The organism is Natrialba hulunbeirensis JCM 10989 (assembly GCF_000337575.1).
GTDB lineage: Archaea > Halobacteriota > Halobacteria > Halobacteriales > Natrialbaceae > Natrialba > Natrialba hulunbeirensis.
In genome coordinates this window covers 52,035-75,598 of the sequence record NZ_AOIM01000020.1, presented here as the reverse complement: position 1 = coordinate 75,598, position 23,564 = coordinate 52,035, and the positions used below count along the sequence as shown (strand labels likewise).

At 59.4% G+C, this 23,564-nt stretch carries 21 protein-coding genes; 10 read left to right on the top strand and 11 right to left on the bottom strand.

Annotated elements, in window-relative coordinates:
- The 8 genes from C483_RS08035 to C483_RS08000 form a co-directional block, all read left to right on the top strand.
- Nucleotides 1-319 (top strand): Zn-ribbon domain-containing OB-fold protein (locus C483_RS08035; RefSeq protein ID WP_006652857.1); only part of this gene is annotated, 319 nt, incomplete at its 5' end.
- Nucleotides 320-409: 90 nt separating this feature from the next.
- Nucleotides 410-1,297, top strand: coding sequence for a 3-hydroxyacyl-CoA dehydrogenase family protein (locus C483_RS08030; RefSeq protein WP_006652856.1), 888 nt, complete (start codon nt 410-412; stop codon nt 1,295-1,297).
- Between the two features lie 100 nt (nt 1,298-1,397).
- Nucleotides 1,398-2,537 carry an acyl-CoA dehydrogenase family protein gene (locus C483_RS08025; protein WP_006652855.1) on the top strand — a complete coding sequence of 380 codons (1,140 nt, stop codon included), beginning with the start codon at nt 1,398-1,400 and terminating at the stop codon, nt 2,535-2,537.
- Nucleotides 2,538-2,853: 316 nt separating this feature from the next.
- Nucleotides 2,854-3,819, top strand: a complete 966-nt coding sequence (locus C483_RS08020) for a TAXI family TRAP transporter solute-binding subunit (protein ID WP_006652854.1) — start codon at nt 2,854-2,856, stop codon at nt 3,817-3,819.
- Nucleotides 3,820-3,884: 65 nt separating this feature from the next.
- On the top strand, nt 3,885-5,921 hold the full coding sequence (locus C483_RS08015) for a TRAP transporter permease (RefSeq protein WP_006652853.1): 2,037 nt from the start codon (nt 3,885-3,887) through the stop codon (nt 5,919-5,921).
- 887 nt (nt 5,922-6,808) lie between these two features.
- Nucleotides 6,809-8,065 (top strand): threonine synthase, encoded by a 1,257-nt coding sequence (gene thrC, locus C483_RS08010; protein WP_006652852.1) that lies wholly within the window; start codon nt 6,809-6,811, stop codon nt 8,063-8,065.
- A complete protein-coding gene (locus C483_RS08005; protein WP_006652851.1) occupies nt 8,062-9,264 on the top strand; it encodes a M20 family metallopeptidase in 1,203 nt (400 codons plus the stop codon). The genes thrC and C483_RS08005 overlap by 4 nt, the downstream gene beginning before the upstream one ends.
- 153 nt (nt 9,265-9,417) lie before the next feature.
- Entirely contained in the window at nt 9,418-10,257 is an 840-nt protein-coding gene (locus C483_RS08000) for a M55 family metallopeptidase (protein ID WP_006652850.1), read from the top strand.
- A 67-nt stretch (nt 10,258-10,324) separates the two neighbouring features.
- Here the strand turns inward: C483_RS08000 and C483_RS07995 are convergent, their stop codons facing one another.
- The 7 genes from C483_RS07995 to C483_RS20415 all read right to left on the bottom strand — a co-directional run bounded on the left by C483_RS07995 (nt 10,325) and on the right by C483_RS20415 (nt 17,419).
- On the bottom strand, nt 10,325-11,695 hold the full coding sequence (locus tag C483_RS07995) for a M28 family metallopeptidase (protein WP_006652849.1): 1,371 nt from the start codon (nt 11,693-11,695) through the stop codon (nt 10,325-10,327).
- A 235-nt stretch (nt 11,696-11,930) separates the two neighbouring features.
- Nucleotides 11,931-12,356, bottom strand: a complete 426-nt coding sequence (locus C483_RS07990) for a universal stress protein (RefSeq protein WP_006652848.1) — start codon at nt 12,354-12,356, stop codon at nt 11,931-11,933.
- A gap of 219 nt (nt 12,357-12,575) precedes the next feature.
- Nucleotides 12,576-13,622 (bottom strand): NAD(P)/FAD-dependent oxidoreductase, encoded by a 1,047-nt coding sequence (locus tag C483_RS07985; protein ID WP_006652847.1) that lies wholly within the window; start codon nt 13,620-13,622, stop codon nt 12,576-12,578.
- Nucleotides 13,619-13,978 carry a thioredoxin gene (gene trxA, locus C483_RS07980; RefSeq protein WP_006652846.1) on the bottom strand — a complete coding sequence of 120 codons (360 nt, stop codon included), beginning with the start codon at nt 13,976-13,978 and terminating at the stop codon, nt 13,619-13,621. Before trxA ends, C483_RS07985 begins: the two co-directional genes overlap by 4 nt.
- Nucleotides 13,979-14,328: 350 nt before the next feature.
- Complete coding sequence (locus C483_RS07975; protein WP_006652845.1) at nt 14,329-16,179, bottom strand: cation:proton antiporter domain-containing protein; 1,851 nt, start codon at nt 16,177-16,179, stop codon at nt 14,329-14,331.
- Between the two features lie 67 nt (nt 16,180-16,246).
- Complete coding sequence (locus C483_RS07970) at nt 16,247-17,269, bottom strand: sulfite exporter TauE/SafE family protein (protein WP_006652844.1); 1,023 nt, start codon at nt 17,267-17,269, stop codon at nt 16,247-16,249.
- A 3-nt stretch (nt 17,270-17,272) separates the two neighbouring features.
- Nucleotides 17,273-17,419, bottom strand: coding sequence for a DUF7512 family protein (locus tag C483_RS20415; protein WP_006652843.1), 147 nt, complete (start codon nt 17,417-17,419; stop codon nt 17,273-17,275).
- A 339-nt stretch (nt 17,420-17,758) separates the two neighbouring features.
- Here C483_RS20415 and C483_RS07965 point away from each other — a divergent pair, with 339 nt between their 5' ends.
- Both C483_RS07965 and C483_RS07960 read left to right on the top strand, forming a co-directional pair.
- On the top strand, nt 17,759-18,592 hold the full coding sequence (locus C483_RS07965) for a universal stress protein (RefSeq protein ID WP_006652842.1): 834 nt from the start codon (nt 17,759-17,761) through the stop codon (nt 18,590-18,592).
- A 318-nt stretch (nt 18,593-18,910) separates the two neighbouring features.
- Nucleotides 18,911-19,546 (top strand): vitamin K epoxide reductase family protein, encoded by a 636-nt coding sequence (locus C483_RS07960; protein WP_049912498.1) that lies wholly within the window; start codon nt 18,911-18,913, stop codon nt 19,544-19,546.
- Between the two features lie 238 nt (nt 19,547-19,784).
- Here the strand turns inward: C483_RS07960 and C483_RS07955 are convergent, their stop codons facing one another.
- The 4 genes from C483_RS07955 to C483_RS07940 all read right to left on the bottom strand — a co-directional run bounded on the left by C483_RS07955 (nt 19,785) and on the right by C483_RS07940 (nt 23,547).
- Nucleotides 19,785-20,138: a DsrE family protein gene (locus C483_RS07955; RefSeq protein ID WP_006652840.1), complete on the bottom strand. Its 354-nt coding sequence runs from the start codon at nt 20,136-20,138 to the stop codon at nt 19,785-19,787.
- A 414-nt stretch (nt 20,139-20,552) separates the two neighbouring features.
- Nucleotides 20,553-22,583: a heavy metal translocating P-type ATPase gene (locus C483_RS07950; protein ID WP_006652839.1), complete on the bottom strand. Its 2,031-nt coding sequence runs from the start codon at nt 22,581-22,583 to the stop codon at nt 20,553-20,555.
- A gap of 126 nt (nt 22,584-22,709) precedes the next feature.
- Nucleotides 22,710-23,300, bottom strand: coding sequence for a DsrE/DsrF/DrsH-like family protein (locus C483_RS07945; RefSeq protein WP_006652838.1), 591 nt, complete (start codon nt 23,298-23,300; stop codon nt 22,710-22,712).
- A 1-nt stretch (nt 23,301) separates the two neighbouring features.
- Nucleotides 23,302-23,547: a sulfurtransferase TusA family protein gene (locus tag C483_RS07940; RefSeq protein ID WP_006652837.1), complete on the bottom strand. Its 246-nt coding sequence runs from the start codon at nt 23,545-23,547 to the stop codon at nt 23,302-23,304.
- Nucleotides 23,548-23,564: the final 17 nt, after the last annotated feature.

Here is a 23,564-nt window from a genome sequence, read left to right as displayed (position 1 = left end):
CTGTGGCTCGCTCGTCGAGTACGAGACAGTCGAACTCGCGGATACGGGTCGGATCGAGGCTGTAACGACGATTTCGCAGGGAGGTGCGCCCCCGGAGTTCGCCCCACAACAGTCCCGGGCAGGTGACTACGCAGCGGCGATCGTCGCACTCGAGACGGCAACCGATAGGGAACCCATCAGCGTTCCGGCGATGGGGACTGACGCTGAACCGTCCGCGTTCGCTGTCGGAGACCAAATTGAGACGACGATTCGCCGAATCTATACCCAGGAAGGCGTCACACGGTACGGATTCAAGATCCGTCCGGTGCGCAACGAGTGATACGGAACGAACCGCGACGCCCCATCGAGTAACTCGTCACACTCGGACCGAATGCGAACGTTTTTCATGATATCTGTGGTCCAGACACCTATGCGAATTGCAGTACTCGGAGCAGGCAGTATGGGGCATGGAATCGCACAGGTATCGGCGATGGCTGGTCACGATGTTGTGCTGCGCGATGTCGAATCAGAGTTCGTCGAAGCGGGGCTTGCGGGAATCCGTGAGAACCTGCAGGGCGGCGTCGACCGGGACAAAGTGACGGAAACAGCGATGGCAGAGACGCTTGAGCGCATCGAAGGAGAGACCGACCTCGAAGCGGCAGTCGAAGCCGCCGAGCTGGTGATCGAAGCAGTGCCGGAGGATATGGACCTCAAGAAACAGGTTGTTGCCGATGCCGAGGCGGCGACCGACGAGGGAACGATCATCGCCTCAAACACGTCCTCGTTATCGGTAACGGAGATCGGGAGCGCGCTCGAGCAACCCGAATGCGCCGTCGGTCTTCACTTCTTCAACCCGCCGCACCTGATGGATCTGGTCGAAATCGTGATTGCCGAACAGACAGACGAACGCACAGAGAGCGTCGCTATCGACTACGTTCGTGGTCTCGGAAAGGAAGATGTCGTCGTTCGCGATACTGCTGGATTCGCCTCCTCGAGACTCGGCGTTGTCACCGGACTCGAGGCGATTCGAATGGTCGAAGAGGGTGTTGCCAGCCCGGCGGATATCGACGAGGCGATGCGGATCGGGTACGGCTACCCGATGGGACCACTCGAACTAACAGACCACGTGGGACTCGACGTCCGCCTTCACATCGCCGAACACCTCCGCTCGGAACTGGGTGAGCGGTTCCGACCACCACAGACACTCCGCCGGAAAGTCAGGGCAGGCACCCTCGGCAAGAAAACGGGTGAGGGATTCTACGTCTGGGAGGACGGCGAACGAGTCGGGATGAGTGGCGACTGGGCAGGCAACGCGTGAGATCGTCAGATATGATCCAACACTGTTGGTGAGTATCAGTTACCCTGTGTGTACCGACGCGACTCGAAACTACTTTTACTACCGTTTGATGAGTTCCCATATGGCATTCAGTCTATCCGGTGAGCACGAAGCTATCCGTGATGCCGTGCGTGAGTTCGGTGAAAACGAGATACAGCCGGTTGCGGAGGAACACGACCGCGAAGGAAAGTACCCAGAGGATCTCCGGCGGAAAGCTGCCGAATACGACTTCGTCGCGCCGAGTATCCCACTCGAGTACGGCGGGGCCGGTATGGACAAGCTCTCGAAGACGATCGTTACCGAAGAGTTGTGGCGAGCAGATCCCGGAATCGGCTCCGCGGTCGGGAGTGCAGGATTTGGGACGAACATGATCGTCGAGTTCGGTGACGAGTGGATGAAAGAGGAGTGGCTGCCGAAGGTCGCGAACGGCGAGACGGCCTCCTGTTCGATGATCTCCGAGCCCGCACACGGCTCGAACGTCGCCGGCATCGAGACTATTGCTGAGGAGGACGGTGACGGCTACGTCCTGAACGGGAACAAGATGTGGATCACGAACGGCACCGTCGCCGACGTTGGCGTTCTGATGGCCAAGACCAGCCCGGACGAGGGCCACCGCGGGATCACCGCCTTCCTCGTCGAGATGGACACCGACGGCGTCTCAACCGAGAAGATCGATAACAAACTCGGCATCCGCGCCTCTGACCTCGCAGAGGTCGTCATCGACGACGTGCGCGTCCCCGAAGAGAACGTCATCGGCGAGGTCGACAAGGGCTTCTACCAGCTGATGGAGTTCTTCGCTTCCGGTCGAACGAACGTCGCTGCACAGGCTGTTGGCGCTGCACAGGGTGCGCTTGACGCCGCAATCAAGTACGCCGGCGAACGAGAGCAGTTCGGTCAGAAGATCGGTGAGTTCCAGGCCATCGAGCACAAACTTGCCGAGATGGCGACCCGCGTCGAGGCCGCTCGCTCGCTGACCTACCGCGCCGCAACCGAAGTCGAGCAGAACAACCAGGACGTCGCCGCGCAGTTCTCGAGTATGGCGAAGCTGTTTGCCAGCGAGATCGCAGTCAAGGTCGCAGACGAGGGCATTCAGGTCCACGGCGGCTCGGGCTACGTTACGGACTACCCCGCAGAGCGCTACTACCGTGATGCTCGTATCACGAAAATCTACGAAGGCACGAGCGAGATTCAGAAGAACATCATCGCCGATCGACTGCTATAATCGGATTGCCACCAGCGGTTGATCTTCAGGTAGGTTCGGGTACGCTCGTCATCGTGGTGTACACGACACGTATACTCGAGTGTTGAATTGTACTGCCCGCAGTTCGATTTGCTGGCGAGGGACGTCGAATCAGACGATTTCGCCAGTAACGACGATAGTAATTACTTCTACCAGAGAGAAGGTGTGTAGAACGTCTAACATTATTGCAGCGCCGGTAATAGTAATCTTTATTTATTGGTTACACCCAGCATGGGACATGGCATCAAGGCAAATTGATAGGCGTAGCTTTCTGAAAGCGACTGGTGGTGTCAGTGTGATGGGACTTGCTGGCTGTCTCGACAGCGATGTCGAAGCGGTCTCGATTGGCATTCCGGGTGATTCATCTACTACGGGACAGTCTACGCAGGCGCTCCAGGCAGTCGTTCAGAACGAATCTGATTCGGTGCGGTTCGACGCTCAGGATTCAGGCGGAGACCCGGCGAGCATCAGGCTTTACAACAACGGCGAAATCGACGGCTACTCAGCGAGCAACTTCATCTCGACCAACGCGCTCAACGACGAGGAGCCGTTTGAGGAAGACCCCGTCGACGGGATTGCGTACCAGGGTTTCCAAATCGGTGTTCTTGACCTTCACTGGCTCGCACTCGACGGGTCTGGAATCGAAACAACCGACGACCTCCTTGACGAGGATATTACCGTTTGGATGCTTCCACCGGGATGGGGGCTCCGACAACTCAGTAATACAGTTCACGAGAGCATCGGTATTCGCGAGGATCTCGAGGCAAACGAACTTGACGCCGACACGGGTGATATTCCCGGCCGAGTAGACGAAGGTGACGTTGATGCCCTGATCTCCTATGGAGCAAACGGTGTCAATCTTCCTGGCTGGGCGACTGAAGTCGACGCTCGGTCAGACCTCTACGCTGTCGAAACGACTGAGGAGTTCCGCGAAGGTGCCGCAGAGACCGACGGCGTCGATACTGATACCATAGATGTCTATGGCTACGATCAGGACATTGGTGCCGATGAGGTCTTCACTTGGCGGGAAACGTTCCAGTTCTTCTTCTCGGCGGACATGCCCGCCGATGTCGCCTACGAAGTCGCCGAAATTAGCCACGAACACTGGGAAGACGCTCGTGACGCCCAGGAGGCATACCCGGATCACTCCGACGTCGACAACATGGCCAGCGCGTACATGAGCGACCAGCCTGTCCACCCCGGTGTCGCTGACTTCCTTGAAGATCAAGGCGCATGGGACGATTCCTGGACGCGCGGCGAGTAACTGGCTCGGTACCACTTGTCACTACTTGATAAACTATGGATATAAAATTGAAACCATCCCGGCTGGTGCTGACACTCACTGCGATCGCGTTGTGGGGTTGGGTAATCGCCTACGCGACCTGGTCGTGGCTTCCTCGCGCGAGGTATACGGTCGCTTTCGTCGGTCTCGCCATATTCGTCTATCTGCTGGACGAATATCTCAAACTCAGCGGCGATGATGGCGACGGCAACAGTGAGGACAGCGTTCTCGAATCGGAAGCCAGCGAGGAGAGCGACGGGTCCAGTCCCGATGCCGCTACTGATGCCAGTAGCGACAAGCACCGCCTACTACACAGTGCCTTTCTGGCAGTGATCGGCATCGTGACGGCAGTTACAACCGTCTACCTCTACGCGAATTATAACACCCTGGTCACGACGAGGGTCGGCTACGCTCTCAATCACGAGCTCTGGCTCGCCGCGGTCTTTGCCGCCGCCCTCATCTATCTAACGTACAGGGCCTTCGGCCTCGCGTTCGTCGGTGTGATCTTGTTTACCATCGGATACGGCTACTTCGGAGAATATTTCCCTGGTGTGCTCACCCACTCCGGGTTTTCGGAGACTCGTATTCTCAACATCATGGTTCTCGAGATCGACGGATTCTACGGGAATCTCTCCGAAATCGTCGCCGCGTGGGTCGCACCGTTCCTGCTGTACGCTGGGCTGCTGAAAGCCTACGGCGCATTTGATCTCATCATCCGCATTGCGTTCAGAGCCGCGACAGTCCTTCGGTCCGGCGTCGCTCAGTCGGCTGTCATCGCGAGCCTCATCATCGGCTCGATCAACGGCTCGCAGACGGCGAACGCGGCAATGACCGGCTCCTTCACGATTCCCCTGATGAAGAACAGCGGCATGAAATCCGAAACTGCGGGCGGCATCGAATCCGTCGCCTCGACGGGCGGCCAAATCATGCCTCCCGTCATGGGTGCGGCGGCGTTCGTGATGGCGTCGCTGCTGGGAATTACGTACATCGACGTTGTGATTGCTGGTCTCGTTCCAGCCGCGATCTTCTTCTTCTCTGTGGCCGCCGGGGTCCACTACACGTGGCTCGCCCAGAGTAGTGATGTAGAGCTCGACGTGTCCAACCACGTTGACGAGGTGAAGTCGAAACAGCAACTCATACTCGAGGGCGTCATGTACGCCGTTCCGCTTGGGATCCTGATCTACTTGCTGGGCATCCTACAGTGGACCGTCATGACATCCGCGCTCTATACCGTTATCTCGATGATCGTACTCGGAATCAGCGTCCCGGTAATTCGATCGACGCAGGTCGAGGACGAATCACCAACCTCGACGCTGTGGACCAAACTCCTCGAGACGGTCGAGGGATTCCGCGAGGGTGCGATCATTCTGGCACCGATCGTGATCATCATCGCTTCCGTCAACGGCATTGTCGATGTACTCGTCTCGACGGGTATTCCCGGGATTCTCTCGCTCATCCTCATCGATCTCTCAGGCGGCGTCATGCTTCTGGCAGTGATTATCGCGATGCTCATCTGCATCCTCCTCGGTCTCGGGATGCCGACGGTCGCCGCTTATTCGCTGGTCGCACTGCTCATCGCGCCGGCGCTGGTCAGCGACTTCATGGTTCCTGATCTCGCCGCTCACTACTTCGTGCTCTACGCAGCGATTCTCTCGGGAATCACACCGCCGATTGCGATTGCTGTTGTGGTAGCTGCCGGTGTTGCGAAGGCCGACTTCTGGCGCACTTCGCTTGAGGCGCTCAAACTGGCAGCACCACTCTATATCCTCCCGTTCGCCTTCATCTACAACCCCGAAATCGTCATCGGCGGAGCATCCACGATGACGTTCGTCTCGGGTGGACTGGCGCTGCTCGGCGCAATCAGCATCATTCACGGCCTGAACTACCACAAACCGATCTTCGGTACGAGTCGCGTAACGAACATTGGAAGCCGAGGCATATACGTCGTCCTTGGAGTCATTATAATGGCTGTTCCATCGCTCTGGATCCGGCTTGGAGCACTCGGTGTAGCTGGCATTCTCTATGCGTTGCAGTTGCGTGGTTCGTTCGAGGTAGGTAGTCCAACCGCGGCTGGAAACAACTAGCGAGATCACCCACTCATTTGAGTGGGTATATTTCCTCTGGGATACCGTTTCTAATCGACGGAGGCGAATTGTCTTTTAGCCAGACATTTTAACCGCTGACGGCGTATCTATTACGAGTTATCAATATAAATTGTCATTATTGATAAATTGTAGTTTCTTGGGAAGATATCCCAAGATATATTGGCACAAGGCATGACCTTGTTGTAGAAGATTTTGAAGATCATCCACCATTATCGCACATATAATGTTTAGAAGTCCTATTTTAGATAGGTATGCTCATCATTTGTGAGGTGCAATCGTGAAAATTGCAGAAGAGTATTGGTGATATCTGTCACAACCATAATGAAAAATGCGAAGAAATAAACGTTACCCTCGGTTCTCCTACACTATCAAACCAATCCCTCAGTAAGGTGTCAATTACGCTCCGCATCCACTCAAAATGACGATGGAAATGTGACTCTGTCATCACGTCGAAACGGCGTAGTGGACTCGGTTCGAAGATTCATCGTTCGCCCATTCATCGTCGAACACCGCTGTGTTGTCCCCTCCCAGCTCGCCCGCGCTGATATGCGAGTACATTTCCAAGGTCGTCTTCGGATCGGCGTGGCGAAGCGGCCGCTGTGATCATTGTGCGCCGTGCTCTCGGGACAGCGTCTCGCGACACCACGGCGTGCTCCGTAGGGCGTTAGATACTCGCCACTCTCGAGATCCAGGCCCGGTACGTCCACCTCTTTCGAGAGGCGTTTCAACAGCGTTCGAGCACCAGCGGTACTCATCGAGAGCGGTACAATTCCATTCTCGAGCATGTATTTCCATGGGTTCTCGCTCGTGTTCGAACACCGACTGGCTGGTAGTGATATAATATAGCAGCAGACGCAAGGTACCGTATGTCACTCGATCACGTCGAAACCCTCGAATGTACGCTTTGTGGAGCGACGTACGATCCCGACCAGATCATGTACACCTGTCCGGAACACGACGGTGTCGCCGGTATTCTCGAGGTTGTGTACGACTACGACATCATCAACGAACGGTTCGATGCGCCGCTTGATGGGACCATCCAGACCCAGTGGAAATACCGTGCGTTCCTCCCAGTGGACACGGAAGCGACGCCGATCACACTCGATGAGGGTGGGACGGACCTGCTCGACGCACCGCAACTGAGTACTGAACTCGGGGTCGACGTTCGCGTGAAAAACGACGGTCTGAACCCGACAGGCTGTTTCAAGGATCGTGCGACCAGTGTCGCCGTCACCAAGGCACGCCACGCCGGCCGGAACATCGTTACCTGCGCGTCGACGGGGAACGCCGCCGCATCGCTCGCAGGCTACGCGGCACGAGCAGACCTCGACTGTCGCATATTCGTGCCCGAGAGCGCCCCCGAAGGAAAACTCGTCCAGCCCCGTGTCTACGGAGCGGACGTCCTCGCGGTCGCTGGGAGCTACGACGAAGCGTATGATCTGAGTATGGAGGTCACCGAATCCTATGGCTGGGACAATCGAAATGCGGCGATCAACCCCTTCCAGATCGAGGGGAAGCGAACAGTTGGCCACGAACTCGCCGAGCAGACGCAGGATTCAATTCCCGACTGGGTCGTCTTCTCTATGGGTGACGGGTGTACGATCGGCGGCTGCTGGAAAGGGTTCCGAGAGTTTGCCGAACTGGACTACGTCGACGACACGCCCAAAATGCTCGGTGTCCAGCCCGAAGGGGCGAGCGCGATCCACGATGCCTTCCACGGTCACGACGAAATCGACGAGGTCGCGGACACGCTCGCCGACTCGGTCGCCGTCGGTCGGCCCCGAAACACGCTCAAGGCCTGTCGGGCACTCGAGGAGAGTGGGGGAACCGCACTGACCGTGACCGACGACGACATCCTCGACGCTGAGACCGTGCTCGGGCGGACAGAAGGAATCTACGCCGAACCGGCAGGCGCGGCCCCCATTGCCGGCATTCGCCGGGCCCGCGAGCAGGGAATCATCAGCTCCGACGAGTCTGTCGTTGCAGTCGTCACCGGGATAGGGCTCAAAGACACTGCTGGCGCAAAGCGAGCGGTCGGTGACGTGACTCGCATCGAACCGACGCTCGGTGACGTGGCGGACCAGTACGGAGCGGCGGAAACCGAAATGGAGTACTCGTCATGAGCCCAGAATCGAGTGAGACAAAGCGGTATCCGACTGATCTTCCGTCGCTCGCCGCCGCACTGGTTCGCCTCGAGTCTGAGAACCCACCGGGGAACGAGAGTGCGTGCGCCGAGTACGTCCACGACTGGTTCACACACCACGGAATTGAATCGACGCTGATTGACGAACCCGATCCTGACCGCCAACAGGTGGGCGCACGAATTGGAACCGGCCGTCCTACGTTAGTGTTGAACGGGCACCTGGATGTCGTCCCCGCGGGCGATTCCGATGAGTGGACGTATCCTCCCTACGGCGGCGTCATCGAGGACGGTCGACTCTATGGCCGCGGCAGTGTTGACATGAAGACGGCCATCGCCAGTGCCATGCTCACGGCTCTCAATCTCCGATCGGATATCGAGAACGGGTGCCTGGATGGGTCGATTGTCGTCCATGCCGCGATGGGCGAGGAGACGGCCGATCCCGGGACCAAATCGCTTCTCGATGCGGGTTTCGACGGCGATGTCGGCGTCGTGCTCGAACCGACGCAGTGTCGTGTCGCAACCAGCGAAAAAGGCATGGCGTGGTACGAGATTAGGTGGCCCGGAGAACCCGCACACGCGAGCGACCCTGATCGAGGGGCGAATCCGATCGACCACGTTCGACCGGTTCTTGCCAGACTGAACGACTACGACGCCACCCTCCGCGAACGACGCGATCCGCTCTGTGGCCGGGCATACGCCACTGTCACGCAGATCAGTGCGGGTGAGGGGTCGAATAAGGCTGTGCTCGCAGATCGGACGGCTGTCACCCTTGATCGACGGATTCTCCCCGACGAGACGATCGATGCGGTAGACGACGAGATTGAACAACTCGTCTCAGAACTCAACCGCGACCATGGTATCAAAGCCACGTGGAACCGCAACGAGACGTATTCCTCGGCCGAAATCCCGATCGACCACCCATTGGCGGAAATCTTCCGTGACCACTCGACGGCGGTGACGGATGCGCCAACGGAACCATGGGGGATTCGTGCATCGACCGACGTCCGTGAGTTCATCAATCACGCCGATATTCCAGCAATCACGTGGGGGCCAGGGAGTTTAGCCCAGGCACATACTGTCGACGAGTATATCGACCTCGACGAGGCGAGGAACGGGCTTGAGATTCTGGAGCGAGCGGCACGGACGATCCTATCAACGGACAGTTTCGAGTTCGACTGACCCCACAGCTCTCAACCGATAGTGAGCTGTTTGCCACTCATTTGGCCGCTGCTCTGCGGAGGTGTTCGTGGATCGATGACCGTACATCCGAGACAACGTTCGCGGTAGTCATTTCTCCCGATCCTTTTTGAAACGTCACACCGTTCAGCAAGTATGGATGTCTTCGTTTCCGCCGACATGGAAGGCGTCACCGGCGTTGCTGCGCCGACCGATGTCGTCCAGGACGAAACGGCGTATTCCGACGCCCAGTCGCTGTTCGTCGACGACGTGAACGCAGCGATCGAGGGGGCACTCGAGGGCGGGGCAGATTCGATTCTTGTCAACGACGCCCACGCAACGATGACGAACCTGCCTCGAGCGAGTCTCCACGACGAAGCCACACTCATCAGGGGAAACACCAAGCCGCGGTCGATGATGCAGGGGTGTTCGTCGGATCACGACCTTGCGCTGTTCATCGGCTACCACGCCAAGGCAGGGACTGCCGGCGCTGTCCTCAATCACACCTTCATGGGTCACGAGCTAGTGCGACTCCGAGTCGACGGTCGTGAGGTGGGTGAGTTAGGATGGAACGCCTGTTTTGCCGGCTCGCTCGACGTTCCTGTGGGACTCGTAACCGGAGACGATGCGACCGCTTCCGAAGCTCGAGAAGAGCTAGGGGACGCAGTCGAAACCGTGGTCGTCAAAGAGGGTATCGATCGATTCAGTGCAACCTGCCGCTCGCCCGCGGAAACGCGTCCGGACATTCGCACTGCGGCTTACCGAGCCGTGAAGAACGCGGACACAATGCCTGTCTCGCGCCCGGACTCCCCGGTCACCATTTCGGCGGACTGGGCCGCGACAAATCACGCAGCTGGTGCCGGCCGCACGCCCGGTGTCGAGCGGGTTGGTGATCGCACGACGGCGGTCGAAGCCGAACGATACGTTGATGCGTACGAAGCAACCGTCTCGATGCTTCGTGCTGGGGCCAACGCTCGCGACCAACACTACGGGTAGAGTTACCAGAGCAAAATAGCAGAACGACCGAGAAGCTCAGAGTCGAATAGAAATGATCGACCTCTAATTAGGCATTGTCCCAGGGCCAAACGCGAACCTCGTCGCCCCACGGCCAGTCGTCAGTCGCTTTCATTCCGACAGCAAACCGTTGCTCTTCCGTTGCATCGCGTATTTCCGCGTCGTCCACTCGTTCGATTTGTCGACTGGTTTCTGAGAGTTTGACGACGCCGGCTGTCAGAAGGACCGATATCTCGCGGAGGTCCCGAATATCCAGTTTGTCGAGGGTATCGCCATGGGTGTGTCCCCAGCCACGTCCGCTACCGTCGGCAGTTGTACGTCCCTGTGCGCCAGGGATGCCACGTTGGACGAACGGCCAGTGATCGCTGTGTGGGCGGATCCCGGATTCCACGTCAATCGGCACACCAAATTCCTCGCTTACTTCTTCGAACGCCTCACCGATTGCGTCGAAGCCGTGAGTATGGATCGAAAGATTTCGCGAGTAGCCCGCACCATCCATATTGAGAACGCATTTCACTCGATCGAGGTCGTGTGTATGCGTCCAGTAGTAGGAGCCATATAGCCCGGTCTCTTCGGCACCAAATATCACTACTCGAACGCGGGTTTCGAGATCGTCTTCGATCTGTTTGAGGAGTCGACCGACCGCTGTCACGAGCGCACAGCCGACGCCGTTGTCGTTTGCGCCGTCACCGATATCGTGAGCGTCGACATGGGCGGTGAAGAGGACCTCTTCGTCAGTGTCCGGACCGACCGTTGCCTCGATGTTCCGAGAAGTGGCCTCGGTGTTTTGACAATCGACTGCAATCGTCGCCTCGGTCGTCTCGTCCCTGCAGTATCGCTCGATCCTGTCCCCGACTTCCTTCGAGACACCAACCGCTGGGATCGCTCCAGGACCGTTCCGATCCCCGATACTGCCCGTTGGGGGAAGGCAGCCCTCGATATGGTTTGTGAAAATGAACCCGGCTGCACCGGCTTCGATGGCATAGGAGTATTTCTCACCGCGGTGAACCCACCGACCGTAATCGTCGGGTGTGAGACTTGAGGCCATCACGATCTTCCCCTCCAGATCGACACCGTCGAAATCTTCGGGAAGGGCGTACCCCATATCGATCAGTTCGGCGGACGCCGTTTCTGCTGGTGTGCCAGGAAGTGCGACGACTTCGTGAGATCGCTCGAACAGATTGTGGTCGTCAACGCTAACAGAGGCGGCGTTTCGCTCCCAGCCTGGAATCGGAAATTCCGTGGTCGAGACGGTATCGAGTCCGATCTCCTCGAACTGTTTCGCCACTAGGTCGGCACCAGCTCGTTCTCCCTCGCTGCCCGGCATCCGGTCGCGGAGATCAGCAAGTGCTTCGACAAGTTGCCAGCCACGTGTACTCGTGTGTGCATCGCCAACGATCCGATTGGGTAAGCAGACCATGTTTTGTGACCTATTCATCTTCTTAATAGAGTTTCGGTGGGTTATCTGAGATGGTAGCCGGTTGCCTTTGGAAATTGCTCACCAGGATGCCAACCCCACTGAGATTTCAGACACCACGCGGCTCTTAGACGATGGAATGCCACGAGGTAACAAGCTCGTGGCGACGAGCAGTGGCTCTATGCGACCAGTGCGCGACTCGGTGCGCCTGGCACCGCTACTCGAGTAGCGTGCTGTGTCACCGGACGACGACGACCGGTGTCGGAGACCGCCGGACGACCTTCTCTGCAACGCTGCCGAGCAGCACCCGGGAGACGCCCTCGCGGCCGTGACTCCCGATAACGATCGAGTCGTACCCGCCCTCTGCAGCCTGGCCGACGATAACGTGCTCTGGCTCACCGATGATCAGGTCGGTCTCGAGTTCCCGATCCTGCTGTGTCGCCGTCGCTGCGGCCTCGTCGAGGAGCTCCCGACCGCGTTCTTTGGCCCGCTCTGCGTTTGGAATTCTGTCTTCCGGCTCCTCGAAAGCCGCCCAGTAGCCTCGCGGTGCCGGAACCACGTACAGTGCAGTGAGGTCGGCATCGGGGAACGTCTCGAGGGCGTACTCGAGTGCCTTCTCCGAGGGTGCCGAACCGTCGTATGGGAGGAGGATCTGTTCACTCATACGCAAGTGTACGCGGTGGAACACCATAGAGGATGAGCACCACTCTCAGCGAGTGGGATCAGGGTGGGAAACGCCCGGTTTCGACGTCGCGCGCTGACACCGGACGACGCAAACGAGAGAGGCGGTCACAACGATGTGCTGCGGACAGCGTGAAAGGTGGCTATACCGACGGGAGGTGGGTGATTCGAGGAAAGTCAGTGAGAGGAGACACCAGTGAGATTAGTCATCGAGTTCGGCTTCTGCCAGCGGAGGTGAGGCGTGCTCAGCAGCCTCGCGAGTCTCGAGCCACGATTCGGCGTCGAGCGCGGCCATGCTCCCGGTACCAGCGGCCGTAATCGCCTGTCGGTAGTCCGGGTCCATCACGTCACCAGCGCCGAAGACGCCCTCGACAGCCGTCTCGGTCGTCATTCCCGGTTCGGTTCGGATATACCCGGCCTCGTCGAGTTCGACGGCCGTCTCCGCGAGGAACTCCGTGTTCGGGACGTGGCCGACACCGTAGAAGATGCCGCCGACATCGACCGTCTCGTGGTCGACCTCACCCGACTCGAGTTTCGCCGTGGGGTGGCCGTCGGGGTGGCGGACCAGCGTCGCACCGGTAACGCCGTCCTCCTGGGAGCCGTGGATTTCGAGCAGTTCGGTGTTCCAGCGGAACGCAATCGCGTCGTGGTCGCGGGCACGTTTGGCCATGATATCCGACGCGCGAAGCTCATCGCGTCGGTGGACGACCGTCACGTTGTCGGCGAACTTCGCAAGGAAGAGCGCCTCTTCCATCGCCGAATCGCCGCCACCGATGACGAGCACGTCGTCGCCGCGGTGGAACGCACCGTCACAGGTTGCACACGTCGAGAGTCCGTAGCCCATCAGCTCGTCCTCGCCGTCAGCGCCGACCCAGCGGGCGCTCGCACCGGTCGCGACGATCAGGGCTCGCGTTCGGATCGTCTCGCCGCTTGCCAACTCGAGTGCGAACGGCTGCTCCTCGAGTGTGGCAGTCTCGACGGTCCCGTGGGTGAACTCGGCACCGAAGCGCGTGGCCTGCTCCTTGCCGTTCTGGATGAGTTCCATGCCGCCGATTCCCTCGGGGAAGCCGAGATAGTTCTCTACCTCAGTCGTCAGCGTCAGCTGGCCGCCGGGTTCGGGCCCCTCGAGGACGAGTGGCTCGAGGTCCGCACGGGCAGTGTAGACGGCAGCTGAGAGGCCGGCGACACCGGAGCCGACGATCACGACGTCTCGAACGGTAGCGTCAGTGATGGGCGTGTCCGTGCTCATTCAGTGTAGTTTTCGACGAGCGTCTGCAGTCGGTCGGCTGGCAGTGCGCCGGTGTGCTGTTCGACCTGCTCACCGCCGGCGAAGAGGGCAAGCGTTGGAACGCCGCGGACGCCGTACGCGCCGGCGAGTTGCTGGTGTTGGTCGACGTCGACTTTTGCGATCGTTGCGTCTGTCTCTGCCGCAAGGTCGTCGAGGACCGGTTCGAGCATCTTGCACGGGCCACACCAATCTGCGAAGAAGTCCACGAGGACGACGTCGTGCTCGGAAACGACGTCATCGAGGTGGTCTTTCCCGTCGACGTGAAGCGGGTCAGTCGGGGAGTGGGCCGCCGATCCGCTATCGATATCAGTTGTCATCATCCCAGTCTATGGGCTGGTAGCGTTTAAAGGTTTTGCACGCTTTGTACAATATGGAGCACAGCGGCAGCTGGGAATAGGCGGCGAAATAACGGAGTGGATACTCGAGAAGCGCTCGAAACGAAACGGGGATCCTGTACGTACAAAGGTGTCACAGAGACACGAGCGCGGCGGATTCAGCCACGAGTAGCTGGGAGGGATACTAGTGATCCAGACAGGCGTCGGTAAGTCGGACAGCAGTTTGAATGAGGCGGTAGTGTCTGATATAGGCAAGACAGGGGCGACACAACTGGATCTGGGTCCAAATACCGTAATCGATGGAGAGACCGCCAGGTCAGACCGTCAAGCGGTCAATCGTGTGGGTGGAACCGTTTGACTGCGCGGTCGACAGCGTCCGTTTGCCCGAGGAACGTCACACGGTCGCCATCCCGCAACTTGTGATCGCCCGTCGGAACCTCGGTCGCGCCGTCCCGGTGGGTGAGCAGACCGACGATAACACCAGCGGGGATTTCGGCGTTGAGGTCAGCGATCGTCTTCCCGACGAGGTCCGTTGCTGTCACCTCGATCTCCTGTACATCACCCGTTCGGCCAAGTTCGTTCATCCACGCCGATAGCGATGGCCGCTCGAGGACGTTCTCGAGTGACCACGCCGTCGCCATCGAGAGATCGATCGCACGGACACCGAGCGATTCGAAGGCACCAACGTTGTCCGGCTGGTTGACCCGCGAAGCAACCGTTTCGACGTCGAACGTCGTCTTCGCGAGCTGGCAGACCAGCAGGTTGACGTCATCGTCGGGCGTGGTTGCGATGACTGTTTTCGCACTGTCAGCAGCCGCCGACTCGAGTACGTCGGCGTCAGTGCCGTCGCCCTCGAGTGCGGTGAGGCCGCGTTTGCGGGCCGTCTCGACCGCATCAGGATCCTGATCGATGAGGAGTACGTTCTCGCCGTCCTGTTCGAGCCGTTCTGCGAGGGAGAGTCCGACTCGTCCCCCGCCGATGAGTATCGTGCGCATTGGTGAAACCTGGAGGTACTGTGCGAGCTGTCGTGCGAGGCCGGCCTGGAGGACGACCGTCGCGAAGATGATGAGAAAGACGGTGCCAGCGAGCAACTGCGCCTCCTGTGGGCGGCCGAGCGCCTGCAGTTCGACGGCGAACAACGTTGCGACGCTGGCAGGAATAATTCCCCGCGGCCCGACAGCGCTGAGGAACAGCCGCTCGTTGTCGGTAAACCGCGCGGTGGTCGTCGAGAGATAGATGACGGCGGGTCGGAGCACAAGAGTGACCGCGACGACGATAGCGAGGCCGGCTAGCCCGAGCGCGCGGATGTCTGAGAAGTCGATCAACGCCGCCAGCGCGACGAAAACGAACGAGAGGACGACGACCGAGAGATCGTCGAGGAATCCGATCACGTCCTCGTGGTATGGGAGAGTCACGTTTCCGAGCACGAACCCAGCCATCGCAGCGGCAGCAATACCCGTCTCGCTGGCGACCGTTTCGGCCCCGGCATAGGCAACGACGATGCCGGCCAGTACGATCAGACGAGCGTGTAACGGCGCTGTACAGGGGCGTGAGCCACCGTAGTCGAGGACCAGCCAGACGAGGCCGGCGATGATCGCACCGAACGCGAGGCCGATGAACAGCCGCAGGGCGAAGTCGGCGACGAGTGTGGCTGGCGTTCCGTTCCCGGCGATGAGAACCTCGAAGACGACGACAGCCAAAATCGCCGCTGTTACGTCGTTGAGAATACCCTCGCCCTCGAGAACCGCTGCGACGTGATCCCGCACGGTGACGACCTGGAGGATGGGACCGATCACTGTCGGCCCGGTCGCGATCAACAGCGCGCCGACCAGCAGGCCGACCTCGAGGCTGGTCTCGAGAAACACGACGACAGCGGCCGCCGTCCCGAGCCAGGTGATTGCAGCGCCGACGGTGACGAGCCGGAAGAGGACCGTCGGGCTCTCGCGGAGTTTTGCGAGACGGAGGTGGTACCCACCCTCGAAGAGGATAATCGCGACGCTCACGCCGACTATCGCCGAGAGGCCGCCGCCAAATGTCTCTCGAGAAACGAGGCCGAGCAGTTCGGGGCCGATTGCGATTCCTGCGACGATCAGGAAGAGGACACTCGGGATCCGGAGCCGGTCCGCGAGGACGCGGGAGGCGACGCCGAGGGCGAGCACGAGCGCAACGGTCGCGACGAGCATCACGGTTGAATCTGTTCGTCTATGCCGCCCACATTAGCCAGATCCGTGCTGTCCATCATCGACTGCATCAGTCACCACTGTCAGGGGTCGGCTGCGTACTCGCATCGTCTTCGGTGATCGACGTGAACACCTGATAGAGGATCATCGAGGCGACGACGAACGACGAACCAACGAGCAGGAGAACGCTCACCAGGTCGAGCGCACCCGTTCCCAGCCAGTTCGCAAGTTCGCTGAGGCCGATTCCGACGCTTGCGAACACCATCATCAGTCCGAAGTAAACGATCACCTCGTCCTCGTCGACGATCGTGGTCGCCGCGGAGCCGATTCTCGCGCCGAGTGCGCTGCCAACCAGCAGCAAGGAAACGACCGTCAGGTCGACGCTACCGGACATACCATAGGTGAAGGTCCCAAACGCACCCGAGAACAGTCCGGCGAACAGGCTGGTCCCGACCGCGGCAGTGAGCGGCGTGCCGATCAGATAGTAGATCGCAGGCATACGGATGAACCCGCCACCGACGCCGATTAGCCCCGAGATGAGACCGACGCTACCGCCGGCACCCGTTATCGTCCACGCCGACGCACGGCCACCCGAAGACAACGAAATCATCGGTGGGACGGTGTACGACTGTATCTTCCGGGCAATCGGTGGAATCTCCTCGTCGGCGACATCCGATTCGGCAGCCTCGTCGTCGATGTTGTACGCCCGACGCAAGAACAGCGCCCCGATTCCCGCGAGGAGGACGACGTACGCGACGCCCGTCACGAGGTCGGCGATTCCGAGCGCTTCGAGTCCGAACACGAGCCGACTGCCGAGTTCGATCCCCACCGAGAGGACGACGAACAGGATTGCCCCCAACTTGTAGTCGACCTGACCGACGTCGTAGTGTTTCAGGACGGCAATCACGGAGGTGCCGAAGTAAAACGCCAGTCCACTACCGATCGCAACTGATGCCGGATAATCGAGCAACAGCAGCGTCGGCGTAATCAGGAACGAACCGCCCATGCCGAAGAATCCGAAGAGAACGCCCACCATGAAGCCGAAGCTCACGAACAGCACCAACAGGCCCAGGCTGAGTCCCAGTATTTCCATTGGTTATGTGCCCGTGATCGTTTCGAGGAGCGATGTTGCAACCCGTCCGAGGACGCCGTAACCGGCATAGAGGAAAACCGCCTGTGCGAAGATGGCGCCAACGAGGAGCGTGGCCTGGACTGGGCCCGAAAGGGCAGTGGCTTCGATCATGTGTCTCGACCTCCGATCGGATTCGGTTGTGCGCGGATCATGGATTGCTACTCACTCATCACTACCCGAGTGTGGTGTATAACGCTTTTGGGAATACAGGACAATATTACTCCGGGCTATGTAACGGCTATCCAATGGAGATATTCTCATACGTTATGGAGATATAGCTTCCAGAATTGACTGCCACAGAACGTGTGGCGCGCATCATCAGGTTCCAGACAGGATAGACAGTCAGGTATCGGTCAGACCGGTTGCCACAGCAGACACATCGTTCGCGCAGACTGACCCATTGTATTGGCCAGCCCAAACAATATTATATCGTCAACACCTACATCCAGTATGAAAGCCGTACTCGCTACTGACCTCTCGGCTGCCAGCGAGGCGACCATCGAGAACGAAACCTGCCTCGAGTGTCTGGGCCGAATCGGCATTGAGGAGATGCATCTCGTAACGGTCATCCCGTCGAACGTCCACGCGGGCATGCCCGCTATCGACTTCGAGAAACGGCGTCGGAACGCGATTCGAAGCTACGAGGACGTCATCGAGCGCGCTGGCTTCGATGTCGAGACACACGTCGTCCGCGGAACGCCACACCGACGGATCCGCGGAATCGCCGAAACGATCGGCGCGAGTCTCACGGTCGTCGGCTCACGCGGGAAGAGTCCACTCGAGAACCGCGTCATCGGTTCGACGGCGCGCAACCTCGCGCGAACGACCGAGACCCCGCTGCTCGTCAACCGAATCGAGCGCGAGGCAGACGATCCGTCCGTCGTGAGACAGCACCTCTTCCAGCGGATGCTGTACGCGACGGACTTCTCCGAAAACGCCGACCATGCGTTCGAGGCGTTCTCGTACCTCCGGCACGCAACGCAGGAGGCGACGCTCGTTCACGTCGAGACACCGAAGGACCCAGAGCCGTCGGACGACGATCCCGACACACGACTCAGCGAGCTGGCAGCGCAACTCGAGGAGTGGGAAATCGACACACGAATCGAACGTCGCCAGGGAGATCCCGCTGCCGAAATTCTCGCCGTCGAAGACGCCGTCGATCCGACGACGATTCTAGTTGGCTCGCGCGGCCACAGTCGGCTTCGGCGGCTACTACTCGGGAGTGTCTCGGAAGACCTCGTCGCGCAATCGAACGGAAACGTACTGCTCGTTCCACCGTCCTGACGCGGAGACGGCCAGCGTCCAGACCTGTATCGACCCCACGGCGCACGAGTAACTCCGCAGGACCGGTGTAGTGACTCACAGGCACAATACTAACTCCGCAAAGCGACTGCAATGACCCACCGGGACAACCGGTATTGGAGTGCGAGTACCGAGAAACGGTCATCGATAATCGGCAGTTGTGGTCGGGAAGACACCGATAGAGATCCAGAGACCCGTATTGAGTATGATTCCTTTAAAAAAGAGTCTCCTGCATCCGGGTTTGTAGAATTGTTTGTAGTGCACAACACTTTTGTACTGCCCTCGCCAACCCGGTATTGTATGTCAACAGAAATAGCGCGGCCGGTGGAATTCGATTACGAGTGGGAGTACTCACCCCGAGTGTCGGCATTATTCGGCGCGTTCTCGCTCGTTGCGGTACTCGGCTGGCTCGTGACGGTTATTCTAACGGCGATACACCTGTTTGCAATTCCTGCAATACCGGCTGACGCACCGGTGCAGGGAAGCATCGAAGTAATCACCAGCCAGTGGGCCTACGTCCTCGGGATTCCGCTCGCGACCCTGGGTGGCTTCTACTACCTGACGACGATCGGACTCGCACTCTGGTGGTTCGACACCCGGCACCCGCTGCTCCTCAAAATTCTGACGCCGATCACGGCAAGTGGCGTCGCCTTCTCGGCGTACTTCGTCTACCTGCAGCTGGGCGTCATCGGTGCAATCTGCCCGTTCTGTATGGTGTCGGCTGGTGCGACTGTCATCCTGTTTGCACTCGAGTTGGTGATCCTTCGTCAGAGTACGACGCCCTCGTTGTCCAACATGAGGAACGACCTTGGTCGAGTGCTCGAACAGACGAACGCCGCAGTCGTCCTCGTTCCAGTGCTCATGGGACTGGTCACGCTCGCGGGGCTGTTCATCGTACCAGTGCTTCCGCTGCCGGATGTCGTCCCGTTCGTCTAAACAGGTATCTTCAGGGAGGGACGGTCTAGCGTCGGTACACCCATTTTCACAATAAACGCTTGACAACGGGCAGTGACGGTAGTGACACTCGAACGGGCCCCACACAATCGAGAATCAGCCGATCTTTGCAGTCCGTTACGGACACCTCGAGAGAAGTGTGAATTGCCTCAAGGTCGAGCCCCGAGGAACTCGCCTTGCTCATCTGTAGAGCGATACTGCTGGTGGTGTGGACCGTCGACTACCCGATCGTCAGCACACGATCGGACGCGGTGACAATCTCGAGAAGATCCGACATCGTCGACATCGGACAGTACTCGCTTTCTTCGCTGTTTCGGATTTCGAGACACGTCCCACACGCCTGCAAGTCGCCGCCGGCATCGACGAACGCTTCCATACGATCGCGAACATTGAATTGTTCGTCTGTAATCCCCTCGGCCTCGACCCCTTCTCCCAGAAGGAATATCGAGACCTCGTGTCCGTCCGCAACCGCTGTAATCCCGAGGCGAAGCGCGTTCCAGGCCCGTTCTGGATCCGCCGTCTCGAGAACGATTCCGATACTGTCGACCGACGATTCAGATTGCTGTGAACTCACGTATTTGTGTTGTAGTCCCAATACCATAAACACCTCGCTCGCTCGAACAAGAGGATGGCTCTCCAGTCATAGCGAACCCTCAGATCAGACGTGAGTATAAATGACCAGTGGAGATTGGAGAGGTTGCTCGATTGGAAAAAGACTCAAGGTTCGTCTTTCAGGGCGTAAAACAGTCAGCCTCACGTCAACGAGAGTACGTCGATCGGAGCCACGACAGGAGCCGATGCAGTGTCACTTCGGAGAGAACTGAAACACATCGCCAACCAGTACCGACGAGGCAGGACGGCCGCACAATCAGCCCCAGAACGACGCGTTCCCTCCAGTAAACGACACAGCGTACAACATCTCGCCGCGGAGGGCGGGCGAACGGAGTCGTGTCGCGTTCGCCCACCGGTCATCGGTACGCAATCTCGCTCACCCGTCGAACCGAAGCAACCGCAAGCCGATCAGACTGACGAGGACGGTCGACCCCTCGTGGCCAACGACTGCGACCGGGAGCGGGATCCCAGCGGTGAGGATCGCAATCACCATGATCGCAATCGCGCCGAACGCGATCGCGAAGTTGATGTACAGCGTTCGGCGCGTCTCCTTGCTGAGCGCGAACGCATAGGGGAGCCGATCGAGTTTGTCCGACATGAGGACGATGTCAGCCGTCTCGAGTGCCACGTCGGTTCCGGCCCCACCCATGCCGACGCTGATGTCCGCTGTCGCGAGCGCTGGCGCATCGTTGACGCCGTCGCCAACCATCGCGACGGCCTCATGGCGCGTCTGAAGCGCCTCGATGTGCTCGACTTTCTCCTCGGGGAGCAATCCCGCGTACACCTCGTCAATCCCGAGTTCCTCGGCGATGTACTGGGCAACCCGTTCGTTGTCGCCGGTGAGCATGACAATTTGTTCGACGCCACGCGCGCGGAGTTGGTCGATCATCTGAGCCGCGTCGGGACGAATCGTGTCGGTGAACGCGAGCCACCCGAGGACGCACAGCTGTTCGTCAGTTTCGCTGACGACGAGGACGCTCGTTTTCCCGTGCGATTCGAGCGCACGGACGGCCTCGAGTCCATCCTCCCGACCATCGATCGGTCGTCCATCCAGTACGGTTTCGACGTACCGCGGGTTTCCAATGTGGATCGTCCGCTCCTTGACAGTCGCGTGGACGCCCTTGCCGACGACCGCCTCGAACTCGCTCGCTGCGGGTATCTCGAGTGAGCGTTCGGTGGCGGCCTCGACGGTCGCCTCGGCGAGATGGTGCTCCGATCGTGACTGGACGGCCGCCGCGAGCGCCAGCAGTTGCTCGTCGGTCAGGGTTCCGTCTTCGATGGTAGCAGCTTCGAGGAGATTACTATCGACGGAGCCGCCATCGGTGGAGGCGGACGCGCCCTTACGTGCGCTCACGTCTGTCAGCCGGGTGTTCCCCTCGGTCAGCGTCCCCGTCTTATCGAACGCGACCGCATCGACGTTGCCCGCCGTTTCGATGTGCTCACCACCTTTGAACAGGACACCCTGTCGACCACCGGCGGAGATCGCCGAAAGAACCGCTGCCGGCGTCGAGATGATGACCGCACACGGTGACGCTGCAACCATGAGCGTCATCGCACGGTAGAACGTCGGCTCGAAGGCGTGGTTCAGGACCGTAAGCGGAACCGCGACCGCGACGACAGTCATCGCGAAAACGCCGAGAACGTAGGGCTGCTCGAATCGATCGATGAGTTGCTGGGTCGGCGCGCGTTTCTCCTGGGCTCGCTCGACCATCGTGATGAGTCTGGAGATCGCCGACTCCGTGGCTTCTCGAGTGACCCGTACCTCGAGACTCCCCGTCTCGTTGATCGTCCCGCTGAACACCTCGTCGCCCGGTTCCTTCGTTACCGGAACCGATTCGCCGGTGAGCGACGACTGATCGACCGTACTCTCGCCGGCCTCGACGACACCGTCGAGCGGGAGCCGATCACCGGGACGAACGACGAAGACGTCACCGACCTCGACGTCGTCGACCTGGGTCGATACTTCCCTGCCGTCGCGAAGGATCTGCGCAGATTCCGGTCGCATCTCGACCAGTGATTCAATCGCGGTTCGCGAGCGCCCGATCGCGTACTCCTCGAGGACGCCCGAAAGCGAGAACAAAAACAGCAACATCGCGCCTTCGAACGGCGCGCCGATATAGAGCGCACCGAGTGCAGCAACGATCATCAAGAGGTCGATCTCGACGGCAGGTTCTCGCAGGGCTGCGATACTTTCTTTGAGTCCGTACCACCCCCCGAAGACGTAGGCGGCCACATAACAGCCCCAGATAACCCACGACGGTGCACCGAACCAACTACCCAGGAGCCCACCGATCATGCCGACAAACGTAATCGCAACGAAAACTGCCTGTCGCCTGATATTCAGGCGGTCGACCAGTGTTGCTGGCTTGTCGGTTGGAGCCGACAGCGGACTCCCGGAGACATCCATAGAGAGAGTTCAGACACCGCGTTGGATAAATATTCGTGTGCCAGAAGCACACGAGTCAGAGAGGAGGGGTCGGATCGGTGACCAGAAGTCAGTATGGCTGCAGTTGCAACCCGTGACAAACCCACGTCACACCAGAAGCTGAATATCGGACTCAGCCATATGTTGCAGTGCAGTTGCCGCACCGACGCCGGTCGTGACGCCGTCGTAAAAGTCGTCCTCGTCGTAGTCCATCAGTTCGATCGTCATCTGGCACGCCTGCAGATCCACGCCGCTCTCGAGTGAGAGATCGATCAGTTCCTCGATGGTGGCGGTTCCGTTTTCGTCGATCTTCTTCTCCATCATTCGCGTCGCCATGCGGTCCATGCCGGGGATCGCAGCAAGGGCGTTCGGCATCGGCATGTTGGGGTTGCCAACGGCACTCAGTTTGAGGTTCTTCGATTTCTTCTCGTGGAGGATGTCGAGTCCCCAGAACGTGTGGAAGACGACGACATCCCAGCCGAAGGCAGCGGCCGTGCTCCCAAGGATCAGCGGCGGGTACGCCATATCGAAACTACCCTGGGTAGCGACGATCGTCAGTTTCTGTTGCTCGTCGGCGTCGTCCAGTTCGCTCAGAGACGCTTCGAGCTCGTCGACTCGCTCGCGAAGCGCCTGCAGTTCGGCGGCGTCGGACGCAGGGTCGGCATCGTCCGCTGACGGCGTTTGATTGTCCGTACTCATGTTATTCCGTTTTCTTGACGTAGTGAGTGTAGAGATCGTCGCCCTCGACCTGGTCGAGGAGTTCGACCCCACTGGTCCCAGCCGCCCAACCCTGAATGTCGCTCATACTGCCAGAGTCAGTCGCGACGACTTCGAGAAGATCGCCGCTCTCGAGATCGTCGATGGCCTGTTTGGTTTTGACGATCGGCATCGGGCAGGACTGTCCCTTTACGTCGAGTGTCTCAGTCACATCGTATTCCGAACTCATAGTTGATATCTGTGCTC